The sequence below is a fragment of the Cohnella soli genome, assembly GCF_042655525.1.
GTDB classification, from domain to species: Bacteria; Bacillota; Bacilli; order Paenibacillales; family Paenibacillaceae; genus Cohnella; species Cohnella soli.
This window is the reverse complement of the sequence record NZ_JBHSMI010000067.1, coordinates 33,156-50,837: the sequence shown is the minus strand read 5'-3', so window position 1 is coordinate 50,837 and position 17,682 is coordinate 33,156. Positions and strand designations below refer to the sequence as shown.

The window sequence follows — 17,682 nt, the reverse complement described above, 5'->3', positions numbered from 1 at the left end:
ATTTGGGCGGAGGTGATGAACAATGGCTGTAATCGTTGGCATTTACGACAACGAAGAGCAGGTACTGGAGGCTATTCATTCGCTTCGGGAAGCCGGCGCGGCAGAGGACGATCTCCGCGTCGTCGTTAACAATAGGGAAGGCGCTCCGCTGCTTTCGGCGAACGGACATGTTCGCATGGAAGAACTGTACCGAATCCAGGAAGTCCGCGACGATGACGACGTGAATACGCCTTTTGCCGCATCAGTGCCACTCGGTGTCGGCTACCCGGTAGGCCTGTCGGCAATCGGAGCGGGGCCGACTGGGGCCGTACTTCCTAGCATGCTGCTCAGTGATGGCTCCGGCAGTGCGGAAGTGCTGGTCGAGATTGGAGTACCGGAAGACGAGGCAGCACTATGCGCGCGAGCCGTGCAATCCGGACAATACGTCTTGCTCAGGGAAGATGCGTCGTATGTTGGCGAGGACGGGGAATCGACTTAACGGAAAAATGTAGTTGTGAGAGCCGCTTTCACGCGAAAGCGGCTTTGCCTCTTTCGAACGATGAGGACGCATACGGTTCGGTTGCTTAATGAGCGGGTAATTGGTTTCCGATCGGTCGGTCGGGCCGAACGATATCAGCGATTTCATTCGGCTCGCCAAGCAGGCGGTCGCGGATGATTTCGGCCCCGATCAGACTGTAGATCGAACCGTTGCCGCCGTAACCGAGCAAGTAAAACTGCCCCGATCGGTCGGGATCTTCTCCAATCCAAGGTAAACCGTCTGCAGATTCACCGAAAGAAGCACACCACTCATAGCTTAATTTGGGTTGAAACTCCGGGAACAATTTATTCACTTCAGCCAATAAGCGCATCGAGCGGGCGTGCAGGTCGCGCTCTGTCAGAACGGGATAACGGACGTTCTCATCCAATCCGCCAGCGATGATCCGATTATCCGGTGTCGTTCTTGCATACAGATAGGGCCTGGCGGTTTCCCACAACATAAAACGTTCATGCCAGCCACTAAGGCTGTCGAGGGGGGCGGTAGCGATGGCGTAAGAGCGATTGATTGACGCTTGAATCCATTTGCCTCCGGCATTTTCCGGCGAATAACCGACGGCGTACACGACATAGTCGGCATGAACATCACCTTCCGTCGTCCGCACGATGTAACTTTTTCCGGAGTCGGTTCGTTCAACAGATATCATGGCCGTTTGCTCGTAAATGTCTAGCCCGACGCTGACCGCATCTTCCGCCATCGCGTGCACGAAGCGAAAAGGATTGATTTCCGCGTCGCCGCGAGTCACGATTGCCGCTTCCTTGCGGAACGGGAACCGCTCGGCGATAAGCTTTCCATCCCACCAATCGGCGGCGAACCCCCGCTTGCGCAGAGCGTCAAATTCTAAGGCCAACGCGGGCACGTCCGAAGCGGAAGAGGCAAAATACAGGCTGCTTCTCCGGTTGAACCAGACGTCCCGCCGGAGATTTTCCGCGATCCGGATCAGTTTCTCTACCGCATTCTCGCAGGCGCGATAGAACGCCGCGGCTTTGTCTTCTCCGAGCGAAAGGGCGAGTTCCGTCATCATTTTGTCGTTCGAATACTGCAGCAGTCCTGTGTTGGCAGATGTGCTGCCCGACGCGACTTGACGCTGCTCGAGCAAGACGGCATCGATGCCGCTTCTCGCCAGCATATAACCGCAAGTAACGCCGGACATTCCGCCGCCGATGATTGCGACACGCGTTCGTTTGTTTGTGTTCAAGGCCGGGTAAGTCGAATGATCCGGGAACGTGCTTGGCCAGTAGAGCGATCCATAATGCAAATTCATGCGCGATTAACCCCCTCGCATGTTGCTTTTGTTAGCATGTCAGGGACTAGCATGCCGAATATAAGCGAGGCGTATGCGGGAATCCGAACGAAATAAGCCCGATATCTTCCAGTGGAAGACGCTTTCGACTACAATAGAAAAGATTGATTACGCGTCAGAGAGGCGAAAGAGAGGCTCGACATGGAGTGGAAGGGAACGACCAATTCCGATCCGGTGCAATGGGGATCGATAACCGTTCATAAACGGGAAGATCGGCGGTGGAGACCGCTTGATCTTGTACTTGTGTTATTGCTAACAGTCGTATCTGCAATCATGTCTTTTACCGATTTGGGCAACCGATCCGCACCGCAGACGTACTGGATGCCGGACAAGTCGGGCGATACGTTTACGGTCGATTTCGGACAAGCCCGGCAAGTCGATCGATCCGAATTGTACGAAGGGCCCGGCGCCAAAGGCGACACCAAGATCGAATATTCCCTCGACGGACGTACCTGGGAGCCGTATTTGGAAGTAGAGCACAAAACGAACCGGGTATTCACGTGGAAGCTGGAAGAGAAATCGGTCGAAGCCCGCTACATGAAATTTACGACGGTTCGTACCGGCTACAGGCTGTATGAAGCGGCATTTTTCACGAAAGACGTAACTGTGCCGATTCCGGTCGAATCGATAACGCTCGGGGAGAACAATTCCACGACGTCCGTCGGTGACGGCAACGCCGTTTTTGATGAGCAAGAATACGCGCCGTACCGGCCAGATTACCGTAATTCGATGTATTTCGATGAAATTTATCACGGTCGAACGGCTTACGAGTTTATTGAGAAAATAGAGCCGTATGAGAACACCCATCCGCCGTTGGGCAAAGTGGTGTTGGCAATCGGCGTAAAGCTGTTCGACATGACGCCTTACGGTTGGCGTTTTATGGCGGCCGTCGTCGGCACGCTAATGGTGCCGGTATTCTATGCTGCGGCAAAAGGCATGTTCGCGAGAACCCGTTACGCTTTCCTCGCCACATTGTTGCTAGTGCTCGAAGGATTCCATATCGTCCATTCGCGAATGGCGAACGTTGATATTACGGGCGTTACGTTTACGATTCTCATGTACTATGGCATGTACAGGTATGGAGAAGCCGTCTGGCGCGGCGGAGGTTTCAGGCGCAGCTTCGGCTGGCTGGCGCTGAGCGGCGTATTCTTCGGAGCTGCGTCCGCCGTGAAGTGGAATTACTTGTATGGAGGAGCCGGCCTGGCCATTCTGTTCTTCTGGACGCTGTACCGCCGCTGGAAAGAAGGTCGGGAGGAAGGCGAACGCTCGAGCACGATCAAACGTCTCGTACTGACCGTTATGGCTGCCGTAGTCCTGTTCGTAGCGGTTCCGGTAGTCGAATATACAGCATCATATATTCCTTATTTGAAAGCGACTCAAGCAGAGGACAGCTATAAAGATTTGTGGCAATATCAGAAAAACATGTACGATTACCACAAAGGTGTCAAAGAACCGCACCCGTACGCTTCGAAATGGTATACATGGCCGGTTATGGTCCGCCCGGTATGGTATTACGGAGGCAAGGATTTGGCCAAGGGGGATGCCCAAAGTATCGCCGCGATCGGCAATCCGATTATCTGGTGGGTCGGGCTGCTAGCTTTACTCGCCTCATGGTGGCTCGGAGCGCGCCGCAAAGACAGGGTCGTGCTGACGCTGGCGGTCGGCTATTTGTCTTTTTACGTGCCGTGGATGGTCGCTCCGCGTAGCATTACGTTTTTATACCATTACTTCCCGATGGTGCCGATTCTGATTTTGTCGATCGTCTGGATGCTTCGTTGGTTCGAGGAGAAGCCATACTACGATAGAAGGATCACAACGGCGTTTATGATTGTGGTTGCGGGCGTATTCGTTTGGTTTTATCCGTTGTATACGGGCATGACGATCAGCCGACACTGGATGAACGTGTTCATGAAGTGGCTGCCGAGCTGGGGATTTTAAGAGGAGGATAACGCAGTGCAGCAAACGTGCTTCTTATCGGTTGTCGTTCCGATGTACAACGAAGAGGAAGTTATCGAAGTAACGTATAGAAGGTTAAAAAAAGCGTTGGACGGACTCGGCGAGACGTACGAAATCGTGTTCGTGAACGACGGAAGCCGCGACAGGACGGCCCAAATCGTACGTACCTTTTGCGAGGTCGACTCTACAGTCAAGCTGGTCGATTTTTCCCGCAATTTTGGGCATCAAATCGCTGTCACGGCGGGAATGGACTATTCGTCCGGGCGTACAGTCGTGCTGATCGACGCGGATTTGCAAGATCCGCCGGAACTGATCGCCGAAATGGTCGCCAAGTGGCGTCAAGGGTACGACGTCGTGTACGGCAAAAGGATCGAACGCAAAGGGGAGTCGTGGTTCAAAAAAGTGACGGCCGCGGCGTTTTATCGGTTGCTCCGTTCGATGACGTCGGTCAATATCCCCGTCGATACGGGAGATTTTCGCTTGATGGATCGCAAAGTATGCGACGCGTTGACATCGATGCGCGAGCGCAGCCGCTTCATTCGTGGCATGGTCAGTTGGGCGGGGTTTAAGCAGGATTCCGTCGAATACGTGCGCGACGAACGATTTGCGGGGGAGACGAAATATCCGCTGCGCAAAATGATCAAACTGTCGCTAGACGCGATGACTTCGTTCTCGACGAAACCGCTCAAGATCGCCAGCGTGCTGGGTTTCGTGCTTTCGGCGATCGGTTTCATTTACTTGTTCGTCGTGCTGTACCAGCGTTTCTTCACGTCAACGACAACGGCGGGCTGGACATCGCTTATCGCGATCAGCTTGCTGTTTCACGGCATAACGCTGTCGCTGCTCGGCGTGCTGGGAGAGTACATCGGGCGAACATACGAGGAAGCGAAAGGCCGCCCGCTCTATCTCGTATCGGAAGCAGTCAATTTCCAGGGCACGTCCGAGGAGAGCGAGCGTTCTCGCGAGAGGACAAAAGAATGGGTCGGCGCAGGACGCTAATTTGCAGATATGAATGACATGAAGGAGAGATAGGCGATGAATGAGCCGTTAGCGATACCCGGAGATGTTCCGTTGCTCGCGATGACAAGAGGCGGACGAACCGAGAACGTGCACCGCGGGCGCATAAGCGTCGTGTCCGCGGAAGATGGCCGATTGCTTTACGCAGCGGGAGATGCGCATGCTTCCGCGTACGTTCGATCGACGGCAAAGCCGGTTCAGGCAGTGTCATCGCTGCTCGAAGGAGCCGCCGACGCATACGGCTACGAAGAGCGGCATTTGGCGATGATGGCCGCATCGCATAGAGGAAGCGCGGAACAAATCGCGACGTTGGAGGAGATTTTGAGGCTAACCGGCATCGACGAGGATGCGCTCGCGGTTCAGCCGACGCTGCCGGTAGGGCGCTCCGCTCGCGATGCCTATATTGCCGCTGGAGGCAAGCCGCGCAAATTGCTGCATACATGCGCGGGCAAACATCTCGGCGTGCTCGCCTGGAGCAAACTGAAAGGCTGGCCGCTGGCAGGCTACATTCATCCGGACCACCCGGCGCAGCAACAAATATTGCGCGTGCTGAAGCGTTGGACCGAGGCGGAGGATGCCCCGGTGTTGTTAGGCAAGGACGGCTGCGGGTTTCCCGTCGCTTCCATGCCGCTCGATCGCCTTGCGCTTGCTTACGGCAGGCTAGCGAGCCCGGAATTTGCGACGGACGTTGCGGCTGACGCGGAGGTGGGAGAGGAAGCGAAAGCGGCTGTGGAAGCGGCCAAAGTTGCCAAAGCGATGCAAGCTTATCCGGAGCTGGTCGAAGGCCCCGGCCGCCTCGCGAGCGAGCTGCTGCGAGATCCGAATATCGTCGCGAAGAGCGGCGCTCACGGCGTATTCGCTTTCGGGCTGCGGAAGGAGAAGCTCGGTATCGCACTTACGGTAAGCGATGGTACGGAAGTGGCGTGGCCTCATATCGTTAAGGCACTGCTCGAGCAGTTGGGCGGCGCTTCGGAAGAAACGCAGGCAAGGCTGGAGCGAGTATTCCCGGCAGAGTTTCTTAACGACGCCAAAGAACTTGCAGGCAGCTGGCAAGCCGTGTTCGAGCTGGAGCGTCGGTAAGGGGGCGTGCGGGGCGGCGCTAGGAATAGCGTCGCCTCGCGCGGCTAAACGTTCGGATGGTCGCGTTTCTCCAAAATAACGTCGCCTCGCGCGGCTAATCACCCGAGTGTCCGCGTTTCTCCGAAATAACGTCGCCTCGCGCGGCTAAACGCTCGAATGTCCGCGTTTCTCCGAAATAACGTCGCCTCGCGCGCCTAAACGCTCGAATGTCCACGTTTCTCCGAAATAACGTCGCCTCGCGCGCCTAAACGCTCGAATGTCCACGTTTCTCCGAAATAACGTCGCCCCGCGCGGCTAAACGCTCGAATGTCCACGTTTCTCCAAAATAACGTCTCCTCGCGCGGCTAATCGTCCTGATCGTCGTTATTTCATGACTCGAGTATTACTGTATGTTGCAGCCTTGATTAAGGCACAAATTTACTACCCTCCATTTTCAAGCTCATCCACTGTTGGAATAATGATCTCCCAGACCACTACCAGATGCAAACTCCGCCATCACGCCGAAATAATGATCTCCCAGACCGTTAGCAGACCCGATCCCCGCCATCACGCCGAAATAATGATCTCCCAGACCGTTAGCAGACCCGATCCCCGCCATCACGCCGAAATAATGATCTCCCAGACCACTAGCGGCCTCGATCGCCGCCATCACGCCGAAATAATGATCCCCCAGACCACTACCAGCCTCGATCGCTGCCATCACGCCGAAATAATGATCCCCCAGACCGCTATCAACCTCAATCCCGCCATCGCGCCGAAATAATGATCCCCCAGACAACTAGCAGCCGCGGCTCCCAGTCATCTAACCCCGTCTCCCCTTAGATAAAAGCACATCTGTCTCACTTCAGCGACTTCCCAATCGCGATGCGGTAATCGGTCGGGGATTGGCCATATAGGCGACGGAACTGCTTGGAGAAGTACAGTGGGTCGTGGAAGCCGACGGAGAACGCGATCTGTTCGATCGTTAACTCCGGTCGTTCGCGAAGCAACCGCTTGGCATGATCGACCCGTTGCTGCGTCAAAAAAACGACAGGCGAAACGCCGGTCCGCTGCTTAAATATACGCGACAAGTAGGCGCGGTTATAGCCGAGCGTCTCCGCCATTCGTTCGATCGTGATCGGCTCGGCGTATTGGGTCGACAAGTAGCCGGCTACTTGTCGGACGAGTTCCTCGGTATGCGAGTCCGGTCGCAACGTCTCCGCACCGATGTCCGTACTTGCTTCCTTTAAGGCAGCGAGCAGAAGGTGCAGATGTCCGGTCGCCGCAAGCGATGCAGAACTGCCGCGTGCGCGGAAAACTTCGAAGATGGCGCGGCATCTTTCGCCAGGCTCCCGCAAGCTGCCCGCTCGGATGATCGGCTTGTCATCGTTTAAGCCGGCTTCGCGGACGATAGACGCTGCTTCGGAACCGGCAAAAGCGACCCACCGGTAAAGCCAAGGGTCGCTCTCATCTGAAACATAATGAACCAGCTTGCCAGGATGAATAAGGAAGCTGTCGCCCGCAGACGGCTCGCACTCGAACTCGCCGGCGCGAAACACGCCTTTGCCGGACAGGACGTGGTGAAGCAAATAGTAATCCACGACTTTCGGCCCGATGCGATGCATCGGGTTTGTTTGGCTTTCTCCGGCGAAAAGAACAGTCAATTCCCGTGCTTGGAAGCTGACCGGGTTCGAAGCGACACGGTAGGTCGGTTTTCTGCTCATACGATCGCTATCCCTTTCGTTCAGTTCTGCTAAATTTCCTCTATCATACCATGCTGCAGAACGAAATGCTTTTAAAGAAAGTCACATTTCTCCATGTGGAAAGCATATCCCGCCATATTGCGGAAACGCCATCGTCCGTTATACTGAGATCAAATTCAATTGTTACGAAGGAGAGCTGAGCGCTGAAATGGCACAAATATCGGAGCTGAAACAACAATTCGTCGAACTGTTCGGAGGTAAGGAAGACGAAGTACGGGTATTCCATGCGCCTGGCAGGGTGAATCTGATCGGCGAACATACGGACTATAACGGCGGATCGGTATTCCCGGCCGCGCTTACATTCGGAACGACGCTGTTGATTTCCTCGCGTTCGGATCGCAAGTTGTCATTTGCATCCACGAACTTTCCCGCCAAGAGGGAAGTGTCGCTCGACAATATCGCGTTCGACGAAGCCGATGACTGGGCGAACTATCCCAAAGGCATCGTGTGGGAATTGGCTCAGCGGAACATCGAACTGAGCCAAGGGTACAACTTCCTGTACCACGGCGAAATTCCAAACGGAGCGGGGTTATCTTCTTCGGCGTCGATCGAAGTCGTCACCGCGTACGCGCTCCTGACGCTGGAAGGCAAGCCGACCGACACCGTGGAGATTGCGCTCTGGTCGCAGCATGCAGAGAATGAATTCGTCGGCGTCAAGTGCGGCATCATGGATCAGTTCGCCGTTGCGAACGGCCGCAAAGATCACGCGATTTTGCTCGACTGCGATACGCTCAAGTACGAGCTCGTGCCGTTCCGCTCCGGCGAATATCGGCTTATTATCGGCAACACGAACAAACGCCGCGGTCTCGTCGATTCCAAATACAATGAACGCCGTGCGCAATGCGAGCAGGCTGTTCGCGATCTCAGCGAAGCTTTCCCCGAGTTGACGCTGCTCGGCCAACTTTCTCTGGATGAATTCACCGCGAACGAGCATCTGATCCAGGACGAAACGGTGCGCCGTCGCGCCCGCCATGTCGTCGAAGAAATCGATCGCGTTGCCAAATCGATGGAGGTTCTTGCCAAAGACGATCTCGCGGCATTCGGCCGGTTGATGAACGGATCGCACGATTCTTTGCGCGACTTATACGAAGTGACCGGAGACGAGTTGGACGCCATGGTTGATGCGGCGCGCAGCGTTCCGGGCGTGCTCGGTTCGCGGATGACGGGGGCAGGCTTCGGCGGCTGCACCGTATCCCTTGTCCATGAAAGCTCGGTAGAACGGTTTATCGCTGAAGTCGGAGAGAAGTACGAAGCGAAAACGGGCTTGAAGCCGGCGTTCTACGTATGCAACATCGGCGACGGCGTTCGCGAATGGAAAGGGGAGGCTTAAACATGGCGGTTCTTGTTACCGGAGGCGCGGGATATATCGGTTCCCATACCGTTGCGGCGCTGCTTGAGCAAGGCGAAGAAGTCGTTATCGTCGATAACTTGTACCAGGGACATCGGGAAGCGGTGCTCGGAGGCAAGCTGTATGAAGGCGATCTGCGCGATGCGGACTTCCTTGCCCGAGTGTTTGAGGAAAACGACATCGATGGCGTCATCCATTTCGCGGCGAATTCCCTTGTCGGCGAGAGTATGAAGGATCCCGGAAAATACTATCACAACAACGTATACGGCACGCTTTGCTTGCTTGAGCAAATGCAGAAGGCCGGCGTCGGCCGCATCGTGTTTTCTTCGACTGCCGCCACCTACGGCGAACCGGAGAAAGTGCCGATCGACGAATACGACCGCACCGTTCCGACGAATGCGTACGGCGAAACGAAGCTAGCAATGGAAAAAATGATCCGATGGTTCGACATCGCTCATGGCATCAAATTCGTTTCTTTGCGTTACTTCAACGCGGCGGGCGCGCACGCTTCGGGCCGAATCGGCGAAGACCACTCGCCGGAATCCCACCTCGTGCCGCTTGTGCTGCAAGTCGCGCTCGGACAGCGCGAATTCATCTCCGTATTCGGGGATGATTACCCGACGGAGGACGGCACGTGCATTCGCGACTACATCCACGTCAGCGACTTGGCGGATGCGCACATTCGCGCCCTCGGCCGCCTGCGCGAAGGCGGGGAAAGCGCGATTTACAATCTCGGCAGCGGCAATGGCTACTCGGTCAAGCAAGTGATCGACGTGTCCCGTCAAGTGACCGGCCATGCCATTCCTGCCAAACACGAGCCGCGTCGCGCCGGCGATCCGGCCGTGCTCATCGCTTCTTCGGCCCGCGCCCGCGCGGAGCTCGGATGGACGCCGACTCGCGACAAATTAGAAGACATTATCGGCAGCGCATGGCGCTGGCATCAACAGCATCCGAACGGTTACGGCAAGTAATCGAAGGATTGGGAGGTTCGCAGAATGCATACGACATCGCCATCAACGAACGTGCCTTCCGAGAAGGAATTGGCCGTCGCTATCGAGCGATTGATCGCTTTCGCTTTGCATAACGGTCTTGTCGACCGTATGGATATCGATTATTCTCGCAACGCTTTGCTTGATTTGTATGCGGTGAAGGAGCCTGCCGGCGACGAAGTCGTCGATCCGGCCTCTTTGCCTGACAGCCCGGTTCCGCTGCTGGAGCCGTTGTTGGACGCAGCGGTCGCACTCGGTTTTGTACCCGACAATATGCTCACTTATCGGGACTTGTTCGATGCCCGGATTATGGGGCTGCTCATGCCTCGTCCGTCTGAAACCGCGCGTGCATTCGTCGAACTGGCGGCTCGTAGCGGCGTCGCCGCGGCGACGGACTGGTTCTACAAGTTTAATATCGATACCAATTATATTCGTATGGATCGGATACGTAAAAACGGCTATTGGAAGCATCGAACCGATGACGGCGTTCTCGAAATTACGGTTAATTTGTCCAAACCGGAGAAAGATCCGAAAGAAATCGCGCTGCTGAAGACTTTGCCTCAGTCGCATTATCCGAAATGTTTGCTCTGCAAAGAAAACGTCGGTTATGCCGGTCGGCAAGATCATCCCGCCCGCCAAAACTTACGCGTGCTGCCGCTAGAGCTGCAAAAAGAAAATTGGTATTTCCAATATTCGCCCTATATCTACTATAATGAGCATAGCATCGTCTTAAAGGGCGAGCACGAACCGATGAAAATTTCGCCGGTCACGTTCGCGCGTCTGCTTGATTTCGTCGAGCAATTCCCGCACTACTTCATCGGATCCAACGCTGATTTGCCGATCGTCGGCGGTTCAATACTGAACCACGACCATTTCCAGGCAGGACGTCACGTTTTCCCGATGGAGACTGCCCAAGTATACGATTGGTTCGTGTCCGCCAGCGAATTGGACGTGAAGCTTGGCATCGTGAAGTGGCCGATGTCCGTACTGCGGCTCCGCTCGGCGAACCGTACCGCGCTGCTCGCTGTTGCGTCCGACATTCTCGCCAAATGGCGGGCCTATAGCGATGCTGCTGTAGAAGTGTTTTCCCATAGTGAAGGGCCGGACGGCAGTGTTGAGCATAACACGATCACGCCGATTGCCAGAGTTAAGGATGACGGTGAGTACGAGCTCGATCTCGTCTTGCGCAACAACCGCACAAGCGCGGAGCATCCGGATGGCATTTTCCATCCTCACCGGGAACTTCACCACATTAAGAAAGAAAATATCGGTTTAATCGAAGTGATGGGTCTCGCCGTCCTGCCTGGCCGCTTGCAGCTGGAGCTTGGACAGATTGCCGATCTGATGACCGGCCGAACCGCTTACGATGCGGCGGCCATCTCCGCGCCCGACCATCCGCTCGCGAAACATGCGGACTGGATCGCCGGATTAATCGACCTGTACGGCAACGACGGAACAGAGGAAGGCGTTCGTTTCTTGCTTCAGGCAGAAGTGGGCGACAAGTTCTATGCAGTGCTGCAAGATGCAGGCGTGTATAAAGGGGACGACCAAGGTCGTGCGGCGTTTCGCGCTTTCCTTGATCGTTCCGGCTTAATATCCAATCGGGATGAGGGATAGACAAAATGAACGGGATCGTCATTAAAGAAACAAGCCACAACAAATGGGGACGCTGTATCTCATTAAGCAACGGGAAAATTGAATTGCTGGCAACGCTTGATTTCGGTCCTCGTATCATCCATCTTTCTACAGTGGGCGGCCGCAACTTGTTTTTCGAAGACGTGGATTCGCAAATTACTCAAGAAGGCGATGCGTTTGCTCCAGTCGGCGGCGGCAAATGGAACATCTACGGCGGTCACCGACTATGGACAAGTCCTGAACGCATACCGCGGACGACGTATCCGGACAACGGACCGGTCGACTGGGAACGGCTAGGTGAGACGGGGATCGTCTTGAGGGCAAAGCCCGAGCGTTGGAACCAAATCTCGAAGGAAATCGAAATTCGGCTCGTCTCTGAAGGGAAAGACGACGTAACGGTCGTTCATCGGATCACGAACGAAGGGGCTTGGCCGATCGCTTTCTCGCCATGGGCACTTTCCGTCATGGACGCAGGTGGACGTGCTGTCGTCCCGATGGCCGGGTCGGAGAGCAGCGGAATGCTGCCTGACCGTAAGTTTGTCTTGTGGCCATATAGCCGCTTAAACGATCCAAGAATCAAGTTCTCCGAATCGGCGGTGTTCGTCGATCAAAACGAAGGACCGACGCCTTACAAATTCGGAAGCAATAACGAAGCCGGATGGGCGGCGTACAGCAATCACGGCGATACGTTCATTAAAATGTTCAATCCGGTAAAAGACGGAACTTATCCTGACTTCGGCGTATCGTTCGAGTTATACACGAATAACCTCATCCTCGAACTGGAGACGCTTGGCGAACTTCGGGAAGTGGAGTCGGGGGCGACCGTCGAGCATGTCGAAAGCTGGAAAATCGTAAAAGGCCTCGATATTAGACAAACGGATTTGGAACAAGCGTTCGCCGCTTTGACGCCGCATGTTATCAAATGACACCGAAATGACGAAACCCGCCTTCGCGGCTTGCGAGGCGGGTTTTGCGTGTTCCGATCAGGAAATTTGAGTGGCAGGTAACGTCGTTCTCTGATCGCCCGCGTCCAGCAACAATTCGATCAGGCAGCGAATAGCGGGGTTGAGCCATTTTTTCTTGTGGTAGACGATCTGCGAGTAAAATGTAATGTCCGGGTGGGAGAAAGGCAGCGCCGCCAGCTTGTTCTCCATCAGTTCGCGGACAACGACGATCTGGGGAACGAGGGCGATGCCAAGACCGTACCCGACGAATTGCTTGATCGCTTCTAGGTTATTGAATTCGTGAGATACGTGATAGTTCACGCCGCAGCGAGATAGAAGGTCTTCCAGCGCCGTGCGATAGCTGCAGCCTTGCTCGGTGACGATGAGGTACTGGCCGTCCAGCCCCTCTAGCCCGAACTGAGGGGAGGAGACGAGCGGATGATCCGGCTTGGCGACGAGAACGAGAGGTTCCCGCCGAATGGTGATCGCTTCAATGTCGTCATCCTCGATCAGCGCGTCTATGACGATGCCCATGTCGAGCATGCCGCTGCGCAGCGATTGCATAATTATCGTTGCCGTGTTCGTGTGAACTTGCAAATTCATATCCGGGTAGCTATGCGAAAGCTGATGAAGGATCGGAGGCAGAAAGAAGGACATGAGCGAGTCGATCGTGCCGATCTCGATGTTGCCTTTGGCAAGTCTCGATACGAGGAGAAGAGAGTCGTCATACAGTTCGATGATTTTCTCGAAAGTGACTCGCAATTGTTCGCCGGCCGAAGTGAGCCTCATCGAGCGGCCGTAGCGTTCGAACAATACGACACCGTACTCGTTCTCCAGTTTCTGAATCTGAGCGGTAACGCTGGATTGCACATAACCTAGATTTTCAGCCGCTTTCGTGAAGCTGCGGCATTTGGCTACCTCCAGAAAAGATTTTAGATAGACGAAATCCACCGCATCTCCCCCTGTCTTCGCGCGGCGTGCGCTTCCGTTAAAGCAGTACGAGCCCGATAAGCCAGATCCAAGCGGCGGCGCGGCGACCAGTAGTGCGTGAACCGTCACCTAAGCTTTCAAGAAATAATCGACTCTCGGCCAGTTCTCTTTCGGTTTTCCATATTCTATAGGCTGCGTACTCTTGAATCAACATTTTTTTTTCGCCTCCCGCAATTTGTTTGGGAATCATCATAACAGCGCGGACGGGAGGGGAGTTATCGATGGTTTTTCATAGTTACGATCGTTTTTTTCGATGGAAACGCCTCCAGTTGAATATATGGCTCGAGGAAAACAAAACGCATCAAAAAACGCCTTCCCCGTTAAAAGTAGGAGAAGGCGTTCCGTCGCATAGTCTGGTGCAACTTAGATTGCGTAACAGTCCCTAAGCTCTCAGTCTGCCAAGTTCGGATACAAGCGCCTCGACTTCGCTGATGCTGAACCGATCTTTGGATTGAACCATATCGTAAATATCTTTCAAGTCTTCGTATTTCTCAACGGTAAAGCTGGACGCTTGCATCGCGGCTCCCGTCGCCATTCTCAGCTTCGTCTTGATCGCTTCGATCATATATTCAACGTTTTGTTGCGTTGGCTCGTTAAAATTCATCGGATAAACTTCCTCTCTTGCGAAATAGGGATATTCCCATTGTAGCATAGCGAGCGCGTGCCAGGGAGCAAAATGTGTCCGGAGTCGCGGCGGCCTGTCGTGTGGCATTCCGCTCTCGGGCATGGTAACCTGAAAGAAAACGACGCAAGGGGCGGTTCGGGGCGTGAACGGCGGAATGGCGGACAAGACGGCGATTGCCGGTGAAAAAGTGGACGAGTCGGGTTTGCGCGCTTTTGCGGAATCGATTGCGGCCAGGCACCGGATGGCGGAGATCACGTTTGTGTGTATCGGAACCGATCGTTCGACGGGCGATTGCTTAGGTCCTTTTGTCGGCTCGATACTGGAGGATCGGGGCGTCTCGAACGTCATCGGCACATTAAAGGAACCGTGCGATTCGGAACGGCTGCCGAGCTTGCTTCCCGCATTGGCGGAAAGGGACAACATTGTCGCAGTCGATGCCTGCCTCGGCCGCCCAGGGCACGTCGGCGGTTATATCGTTAGGTTCGGACCGCTCGTGCCAGCCCGTTCTGTCATCGACGTCTTCGCGCCGATTGGCGACTACAGCATCGCCGCCGTCGTCAACGTTGCGGGGCCGAAACCCTATTGGACGTTGCAGTCGACCTCGCTTTACGGCGTCATGGGCATGGCAAGAGCAATCGCGGACGCGATTTGCGACGGTTTCGGACATCAATGGCAACGGTAAAGGTAACGATAATCCGAAGATAAGGAAGTGTTTTTTTATGAAAACGATCGATCTGGCAACCGGAATGACAGCAGCTTACCGAGAAGCGGGCGAAGGCGAGCCGATCATCCTTCTTCACGGATATTGCGGTAGCAGCGTGTATTGGAGCGATGTCATCGAGCCAATCGCCGCTTGCGGACGCGTGATTGCCCCGGATTTTCGCGGGCATGGCGGTTCTTCTGCCCGAGAAGGCATCTATGCGATGGAGCAACTCGCGGACGATGTCACTGCTTTGATGGATGCCCTGCAGCTTGAACGGGCGCATCTGATCGGCCACTCGCTCGGCGGTTATGTCGCCCTTGCATTTGCAGAACGCTATCCTGATCGGTTATTGTCTTTTGCTCTCGTTCATTCGACCGCGTATCCCGATACGGATGCTGCGAAGGCGAATCGGCTGAAAGCGTCTGAGACGATTGCCGCGGAAGGCGTGCGCCCGTTCGTGGATAATCTCATTCCGAAGCTGTTCGCGCCTGCACACCGCGATTCGCAATCCTCACAGCTGCGTGAAGCGATCGGGATCGGGTACGAGACGTCGGCCGAAGGAGCAATCGGTTGCGCGCTCGGCATGCGGGAGCGTCCGGACCGCGTTCGTATACTGGCCGAATCCCCGGTGCCGGTATTGCTGCTCGCTGGAGAATTGGACGAAGTTATACCTGCAGAAAGAAGATTCCCGGTGTCGGGGGAACGAATTATTCCTGTCACACTGGACGGGGTTGGCCATATGGGTATGAAAGAAGCACCGAGGCGTTTCGCCGAAGAGATCCTATCGTTCTTCGAACGGGTTCGGGGGAAGACGGGTGTTTGAAAGAGACTATTTAATTCGGCTGCTTGCGCAGGCGGGAACCGTGCTCGCTAGAGCCGCCGGGCTGAAAGATCTTGGGAAACCGCAAGAAGCGCTGCAGACGATCGATGAGTTTATGAGCCGCGAGTTGCGTCTTCGCTCGAGGCTTGCGCTCGGACTGACGGACGAGGATTTGCTTTCGATGCTGTCGCTGACCGGTAATCCGAACGCAGAGTCCGTCGCCATCGTAGCTTCGTGTTTGCAGCAAGAGGCGGAGATATACGCATCTCTTGGCGAAGAGAACGAGAGCGTGCCAAGGTTCGAGAAGGCGCTTCGATTAACGCTGTTTGCGCTTCGCAACGGCCTCGAAGTTGAAGGGGGGGGAACGCGCGAACGTGCGCAATCTATGATCGCCGCCCTCGAACCATACGAAACGGAAGCCGGGACGAAGAAGGCGCTGTTTAGCTGGCATGAGGAAGAAGGCCGGTTCGCGACTGCCGAAAATTTGCTATTCGAGTTGGGCGAAACGGACGGGATTTCTTCGGAAGAAGGACATGCTTTTTACGTGCGCTTGTTCGCCATGGATGACGCGGCGCTGGAGGCGGGTGAGCTTCCGCGTGACGAAATGGAAGAGGGGCGCAGGCAATGGGATGCGCTGACGAGGGAGAATGAAGGATGAGCACGAACGGGCAATCTGAAGCTTGGCAAGCGTTGTTGGAAGAGGCGTCGGGAGAAGGGCGGCTCGTCCAGGCGACATTTAGTTCGCCGAGAAGCAAAGATGAGGATGCGGCCAAGAAGCTGACGGTTAGGCCGGTTAAGCTGAAGAGCGGCCTTAGTTATCAATTCGAACGACTGCGCGGCAACAAAGCCTACCATGAGAACGTTACCTCCGAACGACTGGCGGAGAAGCTTGACGAAGCGATGGGTCAATATAAGCAGGCGCTGTTCAAGTTGCAAAGCGCGGACGTTCAGGTGATGGCGAACAAGAAAGGCGTCATAACCGTCCTTGGACGCAAATCCGCCGTACGCGGGGAAACGGCGCCGCTGTCGCATAATCGCAACAAGTCGTACGTTCTTCCGGAAGACGAGCCGGTTCCGTTTCTCCATGCGCTTGGCGTCATGACGGCAGAAGGTAAAGTCGTGAAAGCCAAGTACGACAAATTCAGGCAAATCAACCGGTTCCTTGAGATGGTAGCGGACGTTGTCCCGGATCTCCCGAGAGGCAAAAAGCTGACGATCGTCGACTTCGGCTGCGGTAAATCTTATCTGACGTTTGCGCTGTTTCATTTGCTGGCGATCAAGGAGAAGCTGCCTGTCCATATCATCGGGCTGGATTTGAAAAAAGACGTTATCGAGAATTGCGCCAAATTGGCAAAGGAACTGAAATGGGACGATTTGACGTTCTCCGTAGGGGATATCAACGATTATATGGGGCATGCCTCGGTCGATATGGTCGTCACCCTCCATGCTTGCGATACAGCGACGGATGCGGCTCTACTGAAAGCGATCGGGTGGGACGCGAGCGTCATTCTCTCGGTGCCTTGTTGTCAGCATGAATTGTTCCGCCAATTGTCGCAGCCTGCGCTAAAGCCGCTTCTGAAACATGGAATTCTGAAAGAACGTTTCGCGGCGCTTGTGACGGATGCGGCCAGGGCGAATTTACTCGAGCTTGCCGGTTACCGCACGCAATTGCTAGAGTTTATCGATGTCGAGCATACTCCCAAAAATATACTCATCCGCGCTGTGAAAAACGGGAAAGCAGATCGGGATTCGCTAAAGATAGAATATGAAACATTTAGGGATATATTGGGTATTTCCCCTTATATGGAAATGAATTTTGATTCGTTGATGCTTAAGTCATAGTTTAATAAGGGTCAAAAGTCCTTAAATTTAGCTAAAAACTGAAAATAAGTGACTTCATGCCTATGTCGAGCGGTTGTCGGAAAAAGAAATGATATGGTAAAATCAAACAAGTATATTTCTTTTTCTTAACCATGGTTTTTTGCGAAAGGTGAA

18 protein-coding genes are annotated in these 17,682 nt (G+C 54.7%); 12 read left to right on the top strand and 6 right to left on the bottom strand.

The features are described from left to right. The first annotated feature begins 22 nt into the window (after positions 1–22). A complete protein-coding gene (locus ACFPOF_RS29780; protein ID WP_378139158.1) occupies positions 23–478 on the top strand; it encodes a hypothetical protein in 456 nt (151 codons plus the stop codon). Positions 479–563: 85 nt separating this feature from the next. Here the strand turns inward: ACFPOF_RS29780 and ACFPOF_RS29775 are convergent, their stop codons facing one another. Next, the gene (locus ACFPOF_RS29775) at positions 564–1,799 is read right to left on the bottom strand and encodes an NAD(P)/FAD-dependent oxidoreductase (RefSeq protein ID WP_378139156.1); all 1,236 of its coding nucleotides are present in this window, start codon (positions 1,797–1,799) and stop codon (positions 564–566) included. A gap of 180 nt (positions 1,800–1,979) precedes the next feature. On the opposite strand from ACFPOF_RS29775, the gene ACFPOF_RS29770 reads away from it, so the two are divergent. The 3 genes from ACFPOF_RS29770 to ACFPOF_RS29760 are packed head-to-tail and all read left to right on the top strand — an operon-like array spanning position 1,980 to position 5,891. Continuing rightward, on the top strand, positions 1,980–3,776 hold the full coding sequence (locus ACFPOF_RS29770; RefSeq protein ID WP_378139154.1) for a phospholipid carrier-dependent glycosyltransferase: 1,797 nt from the start codon (positions 1,980–1,982) through the stop codon (positions 3,774–3,776). 15 nt (positions 3,777–3,791) lie between these two features. Beyond that, the gene (locus ACFPOF_RS29765; RefSeq protein WP_378139152.1) at positions 3,792–4,793 is read left to right on the top strand and encodes a glycosyltransferase family 2 protein; all 1,002 of its coding nucleotides are present in this window, start codon (positions 3,792–3,794) and stop codon (positions 4,791–4,793) included. Between the two features lie 36 nt (positions 4,794–4,829). Then, complete coding sequence (locus ACFPOF_RS29760; protein WP_378139150.1) at positions 4,830–5,891, top strand: asparaginase; 1,062 nt, start codon at positions 4,830–4,832, stop codon at positions 5,889–5,891. A gap of 439 nt (positions 5,892–6,330) precedes the next feature. Here ACFPOF_RS29760 and ACFPOF_RS29755 read toward each other — a convergent pair whose 3' ends face one another. Further along, positions 6,331–6,669, bottom strand: coding sequence for a hypothetical protein (locus tag ACFPOF_RS29755; RefSeq protein WP_378139149.1), 339 nt, complete (start codon positions 6,667–6,669; stop codon positions 6,331–6,333). Positions 6,670–6,730: 61 nt separating this feature from the next. After that, complete coding sequence (locus ACFPOF_RS29750; protein WP_378139147.1) at positions 6,731–7,594, bottom strand: AraC family transcriptional regulator; 864 nt, start codon at positions 7,592–7,594, stop codon at positions 6,731–6,733. A 187-nt stretch (positions 7,595–7,781) separates the two neighbouring features. On the opposite strand from ACFPOF_RS29750, the gene ACFPOF_RS29745 reads away from it, so the two are divergent. The 4 genes from ACFPOF_RS29745 to ACFPOF_RS29730 are packed head-to-tail and all read left to right on the top strand — an operon-like array spanning position 7,782 to position 12,531. Continuing rightward, the gene (locus ACFPOF_RS29745; protein WP_378139145.1) at positions 7,782–8,963 is read left to right on the top strand and encodes a galactokinase; all 1,182 of its coding nucleotides are present in this window, start codon (positions 7,782–7,784) and stop codon (positions 8,961–8,963) included. Positions 8,964–8,965: 2 nt separating this feature from the next. Continuing rightward, the gene (galE, locus tag ACFPOF_RS29740; protein WP_378139143.1) at positions 8,966–9,952 is read left to right on the top strand and encodes a UDP-glucose 4-epimerase GalE; all 987 of its coding nucleotides are present in this window, start codon (positions 8,966–8,968) and stop codon (positions 9,950–9,952) included. A 24-nt stretch (positions 9,953–9,976) separates the two neighbouring features. Beyond that, entirely contained in the window at positions 9,977–11,587 is a 1,611-nt protein-coding gene (locus ACFPOF_RS29735) for a UDP-glucose--hexose-1-phosphate uridylyltransferase (RefSeq protein WP_378139141.1), read from the top strand. A gap of 5 nt (positions 11,588–11,592) precedes the next feature. Continuing rightward, the gene (locus ACFPOF_RS29730) at positions 11,593–12,531 is read left to right on the top strand and encodes a hypothetical protein (protein ID WP_378139139.1); all 939 of its coding nucleotides are present in this window, start codon (positions 11,593–11,595) and stop codon (positions 12,529–12,531) included. Positions 12,532–12,588: 57 nt separating this feature from the next. Here the strand turns inward: ACFPOF_RS29730 and ACFPOF_RS29725 are convergent, their stop codons facing one another. The 3 genes from ACFPOF_RS29725 to ACFPOF_RS29715 all read right to left on the bottom strand — a co-directional run bounded on the left by ACFPOF_RS29725 (position 12,589) and on the right by ACFPOF_RS29715 (position 14,143). After that, positions 12,589–13,500, bottom strand: coding sequence for a LysR family transcriptional regulator (locus ACFPOF_RS29725; RefSeq protein WP_378139137.1), 912 nt, complete (start codon positions 13,498–13,500; stop codon positions 12,589–12,591). Positions 13,501–13,537: 37 nt separating this feature from the next. Then, the gene (locus ACFPOF_RS29720) at positions 13,538–13,693 is read right to left on the bottom strand and encodes a hypothetical protein (protein ID WP_378139135.1); all 156 of its coding nucleotides are present in this window, start codon (positions 13,691–13,693) and stop codon (positions 13,538–13,540) included. Between the two features lie 228 nt (positions 13,694–13,921). Continuing rightward, on the bottom strand, positions 13,922–14,143 hold the full coding sequence (locus ACFPOF_RS29715; protein ID WP_378139133.1) for a DUF1128 domain-containing protein: 222 nt from the start codon (positions 14,141–14,143) through the stop codon (positions 13,922–13,924). A gap of 163 nt (positions 14,144–14,306) precedes the next feature. Here ACFPOF_RS29715 and yyaC point away from each other — a divergent pair, with 163 nt between their 5' ends. Genes yyaC through ACFPOF_RS29695 form a run of 4 tightly spaced genes read left to right on the top strand, consistent with a single transcriptional unit; the run spans position 14,307 to position 17,529 of the window. After that, entirely contained in the window at positions 14,307–14,846 is a 540-nt protein-coding gene (gene yyaC / locus ACFPOF_RS29710) for a spore protease YyaC (protein WP_378139131.1), read from the top strand. Positions 14,847–14,883: 37 nt separating this feature from the next. Next, positions 14,884–15,690, top strand: a complete 807-nt coding sequence (locus ACFPOF_RS29705) for an alpha/beta fold hydrolase (protein ID WP_378139129.1) — start codon at positions 14,884–14,886, stop codon at positions 15,688–15,690. Continuing rightward, positions 15,683–16,345: a DUF6483 family protein gene (locus tag ACFPOF_RS29700; protein ID WP_378139128.1), complete on the top strand. Its 663-nt coding sequence runs from the start codon at positions 15,683–15,685 to the stop codon at positions 16,343–16,345. The genes ACFPOF_RS29705 and ACFPOF_RS29700 overlap by 8 nt, the downstream gene beginning before the upstream one ends. Further along, positions 16,342–17,529, top strand: a complete 1,188-nt coding sequence (locus ACFPOF_RS29695) for a class I SAM-dependent methyltransferase (RefSeq protein ID WP_378139126.1) — start codon at positions 16,342–16,344, stop codon at positions 17,527–17,529. The genes ACFPOF_RS29700 and ACFPOF_RS29695 overlap by 4 nt, the downstream gene beginning before the upstream one ends. The last annotated feature ends 153 nt before the right edge of the window (positions 17,530–17,682 follow it).

Bases quoted from the DNA above. Each gene is read 5' to 3' on its own strand.
- ACFPOF_RS29720 (WP_378139135.1), bottom strand. From the start codon at position 13,693: ATGTTGATTCAAGAGTACGCAGCCTATAGAATATGGAAAACCGAAAGA.
- ACFPOF_RS29750 (WP_378139147.1), bottom strand. From the start codon at position 7,594: ATGAGCAGAAAACCGACCTACCGTGTCGCTTCGAACCCGGTCAGCTTC.
- ACFPOF_RS29775 (WP_378139156.1), bottom strand. From the start codon at position 1,799: ATGAATTTGCATTATGGATCGCTCTACTGGCCAAGCACGTTCCCGGAT.
- ACFPOF_RS29780 (WP_378139158.1), top strand. From the start codon at position 23: ATGGCTGTAATCGTTGGCATTTACGACAACGAAGAGCAGGTACTGGAG.
- ACFPOF_RS29745 (WP_378139145.1), top strand. From the start codon at position 7,782: ATGGCACAAATATCGGAGCTGAAACAACAATTCGTCGAACTGTTCGGA.
- ACFPOF_RS29715 (WP_378139133.1), bottom strand. From the start codon at position 14,143: ATGAATTTTAACGAGCCAACGCAACAAAACGTTGAATATATGATCGAA.
- ACFPOF_RS29695 (WP_378139126.1), top strand. From the start codon at position 16,342: ATGAGCACGAACGGGCAATCTGAAGCTTGGCAAGCGTTGTTGGAAGAG.
- ACFPOF_RS29735 (WP_378139141.1), top strand. From the start codon at position 9,977: ATGCATACGACATCGCCATCAACGAACGTGCCTTCCGAGAAGGAATTG.
- ACFPOF_RS29760 (WP_378139150.1), top strand. From the start codon at position 4,830: ATGAATGAGCCGTTAGCGATACCCGGAGATGTTCCGTTGCTCGCGATG.
- ACFPOF_RS29730 (WP_378139139.1), top strand. From the start codon at position 11,593: ATGAACGGGATCGTCATTAAAGAAACAAGCCACAACAAATGGGGACGC.
- ACFPOF_RS29705 (WP_378139129.1), top strand. From the start codon at position 14,884: ATGAAAACGATCGATCTGGCAACCGGAATGACAGCAGCTTACCGAGAA.
- galE (WP_378139143.1), top strand. From the start codon at position 8,966: ATGGCGGTTCTTGTTACCGGAGGCGCGGGATATATCGGTTCCCATACC.
- ACFPOF_RS29770 (WP_378139154.1), top strand. From the start codon at position 1,980: ATGGAGTGGAAGGGAACGACCAATTCCGATCCGGTGCAATGGGGATCG.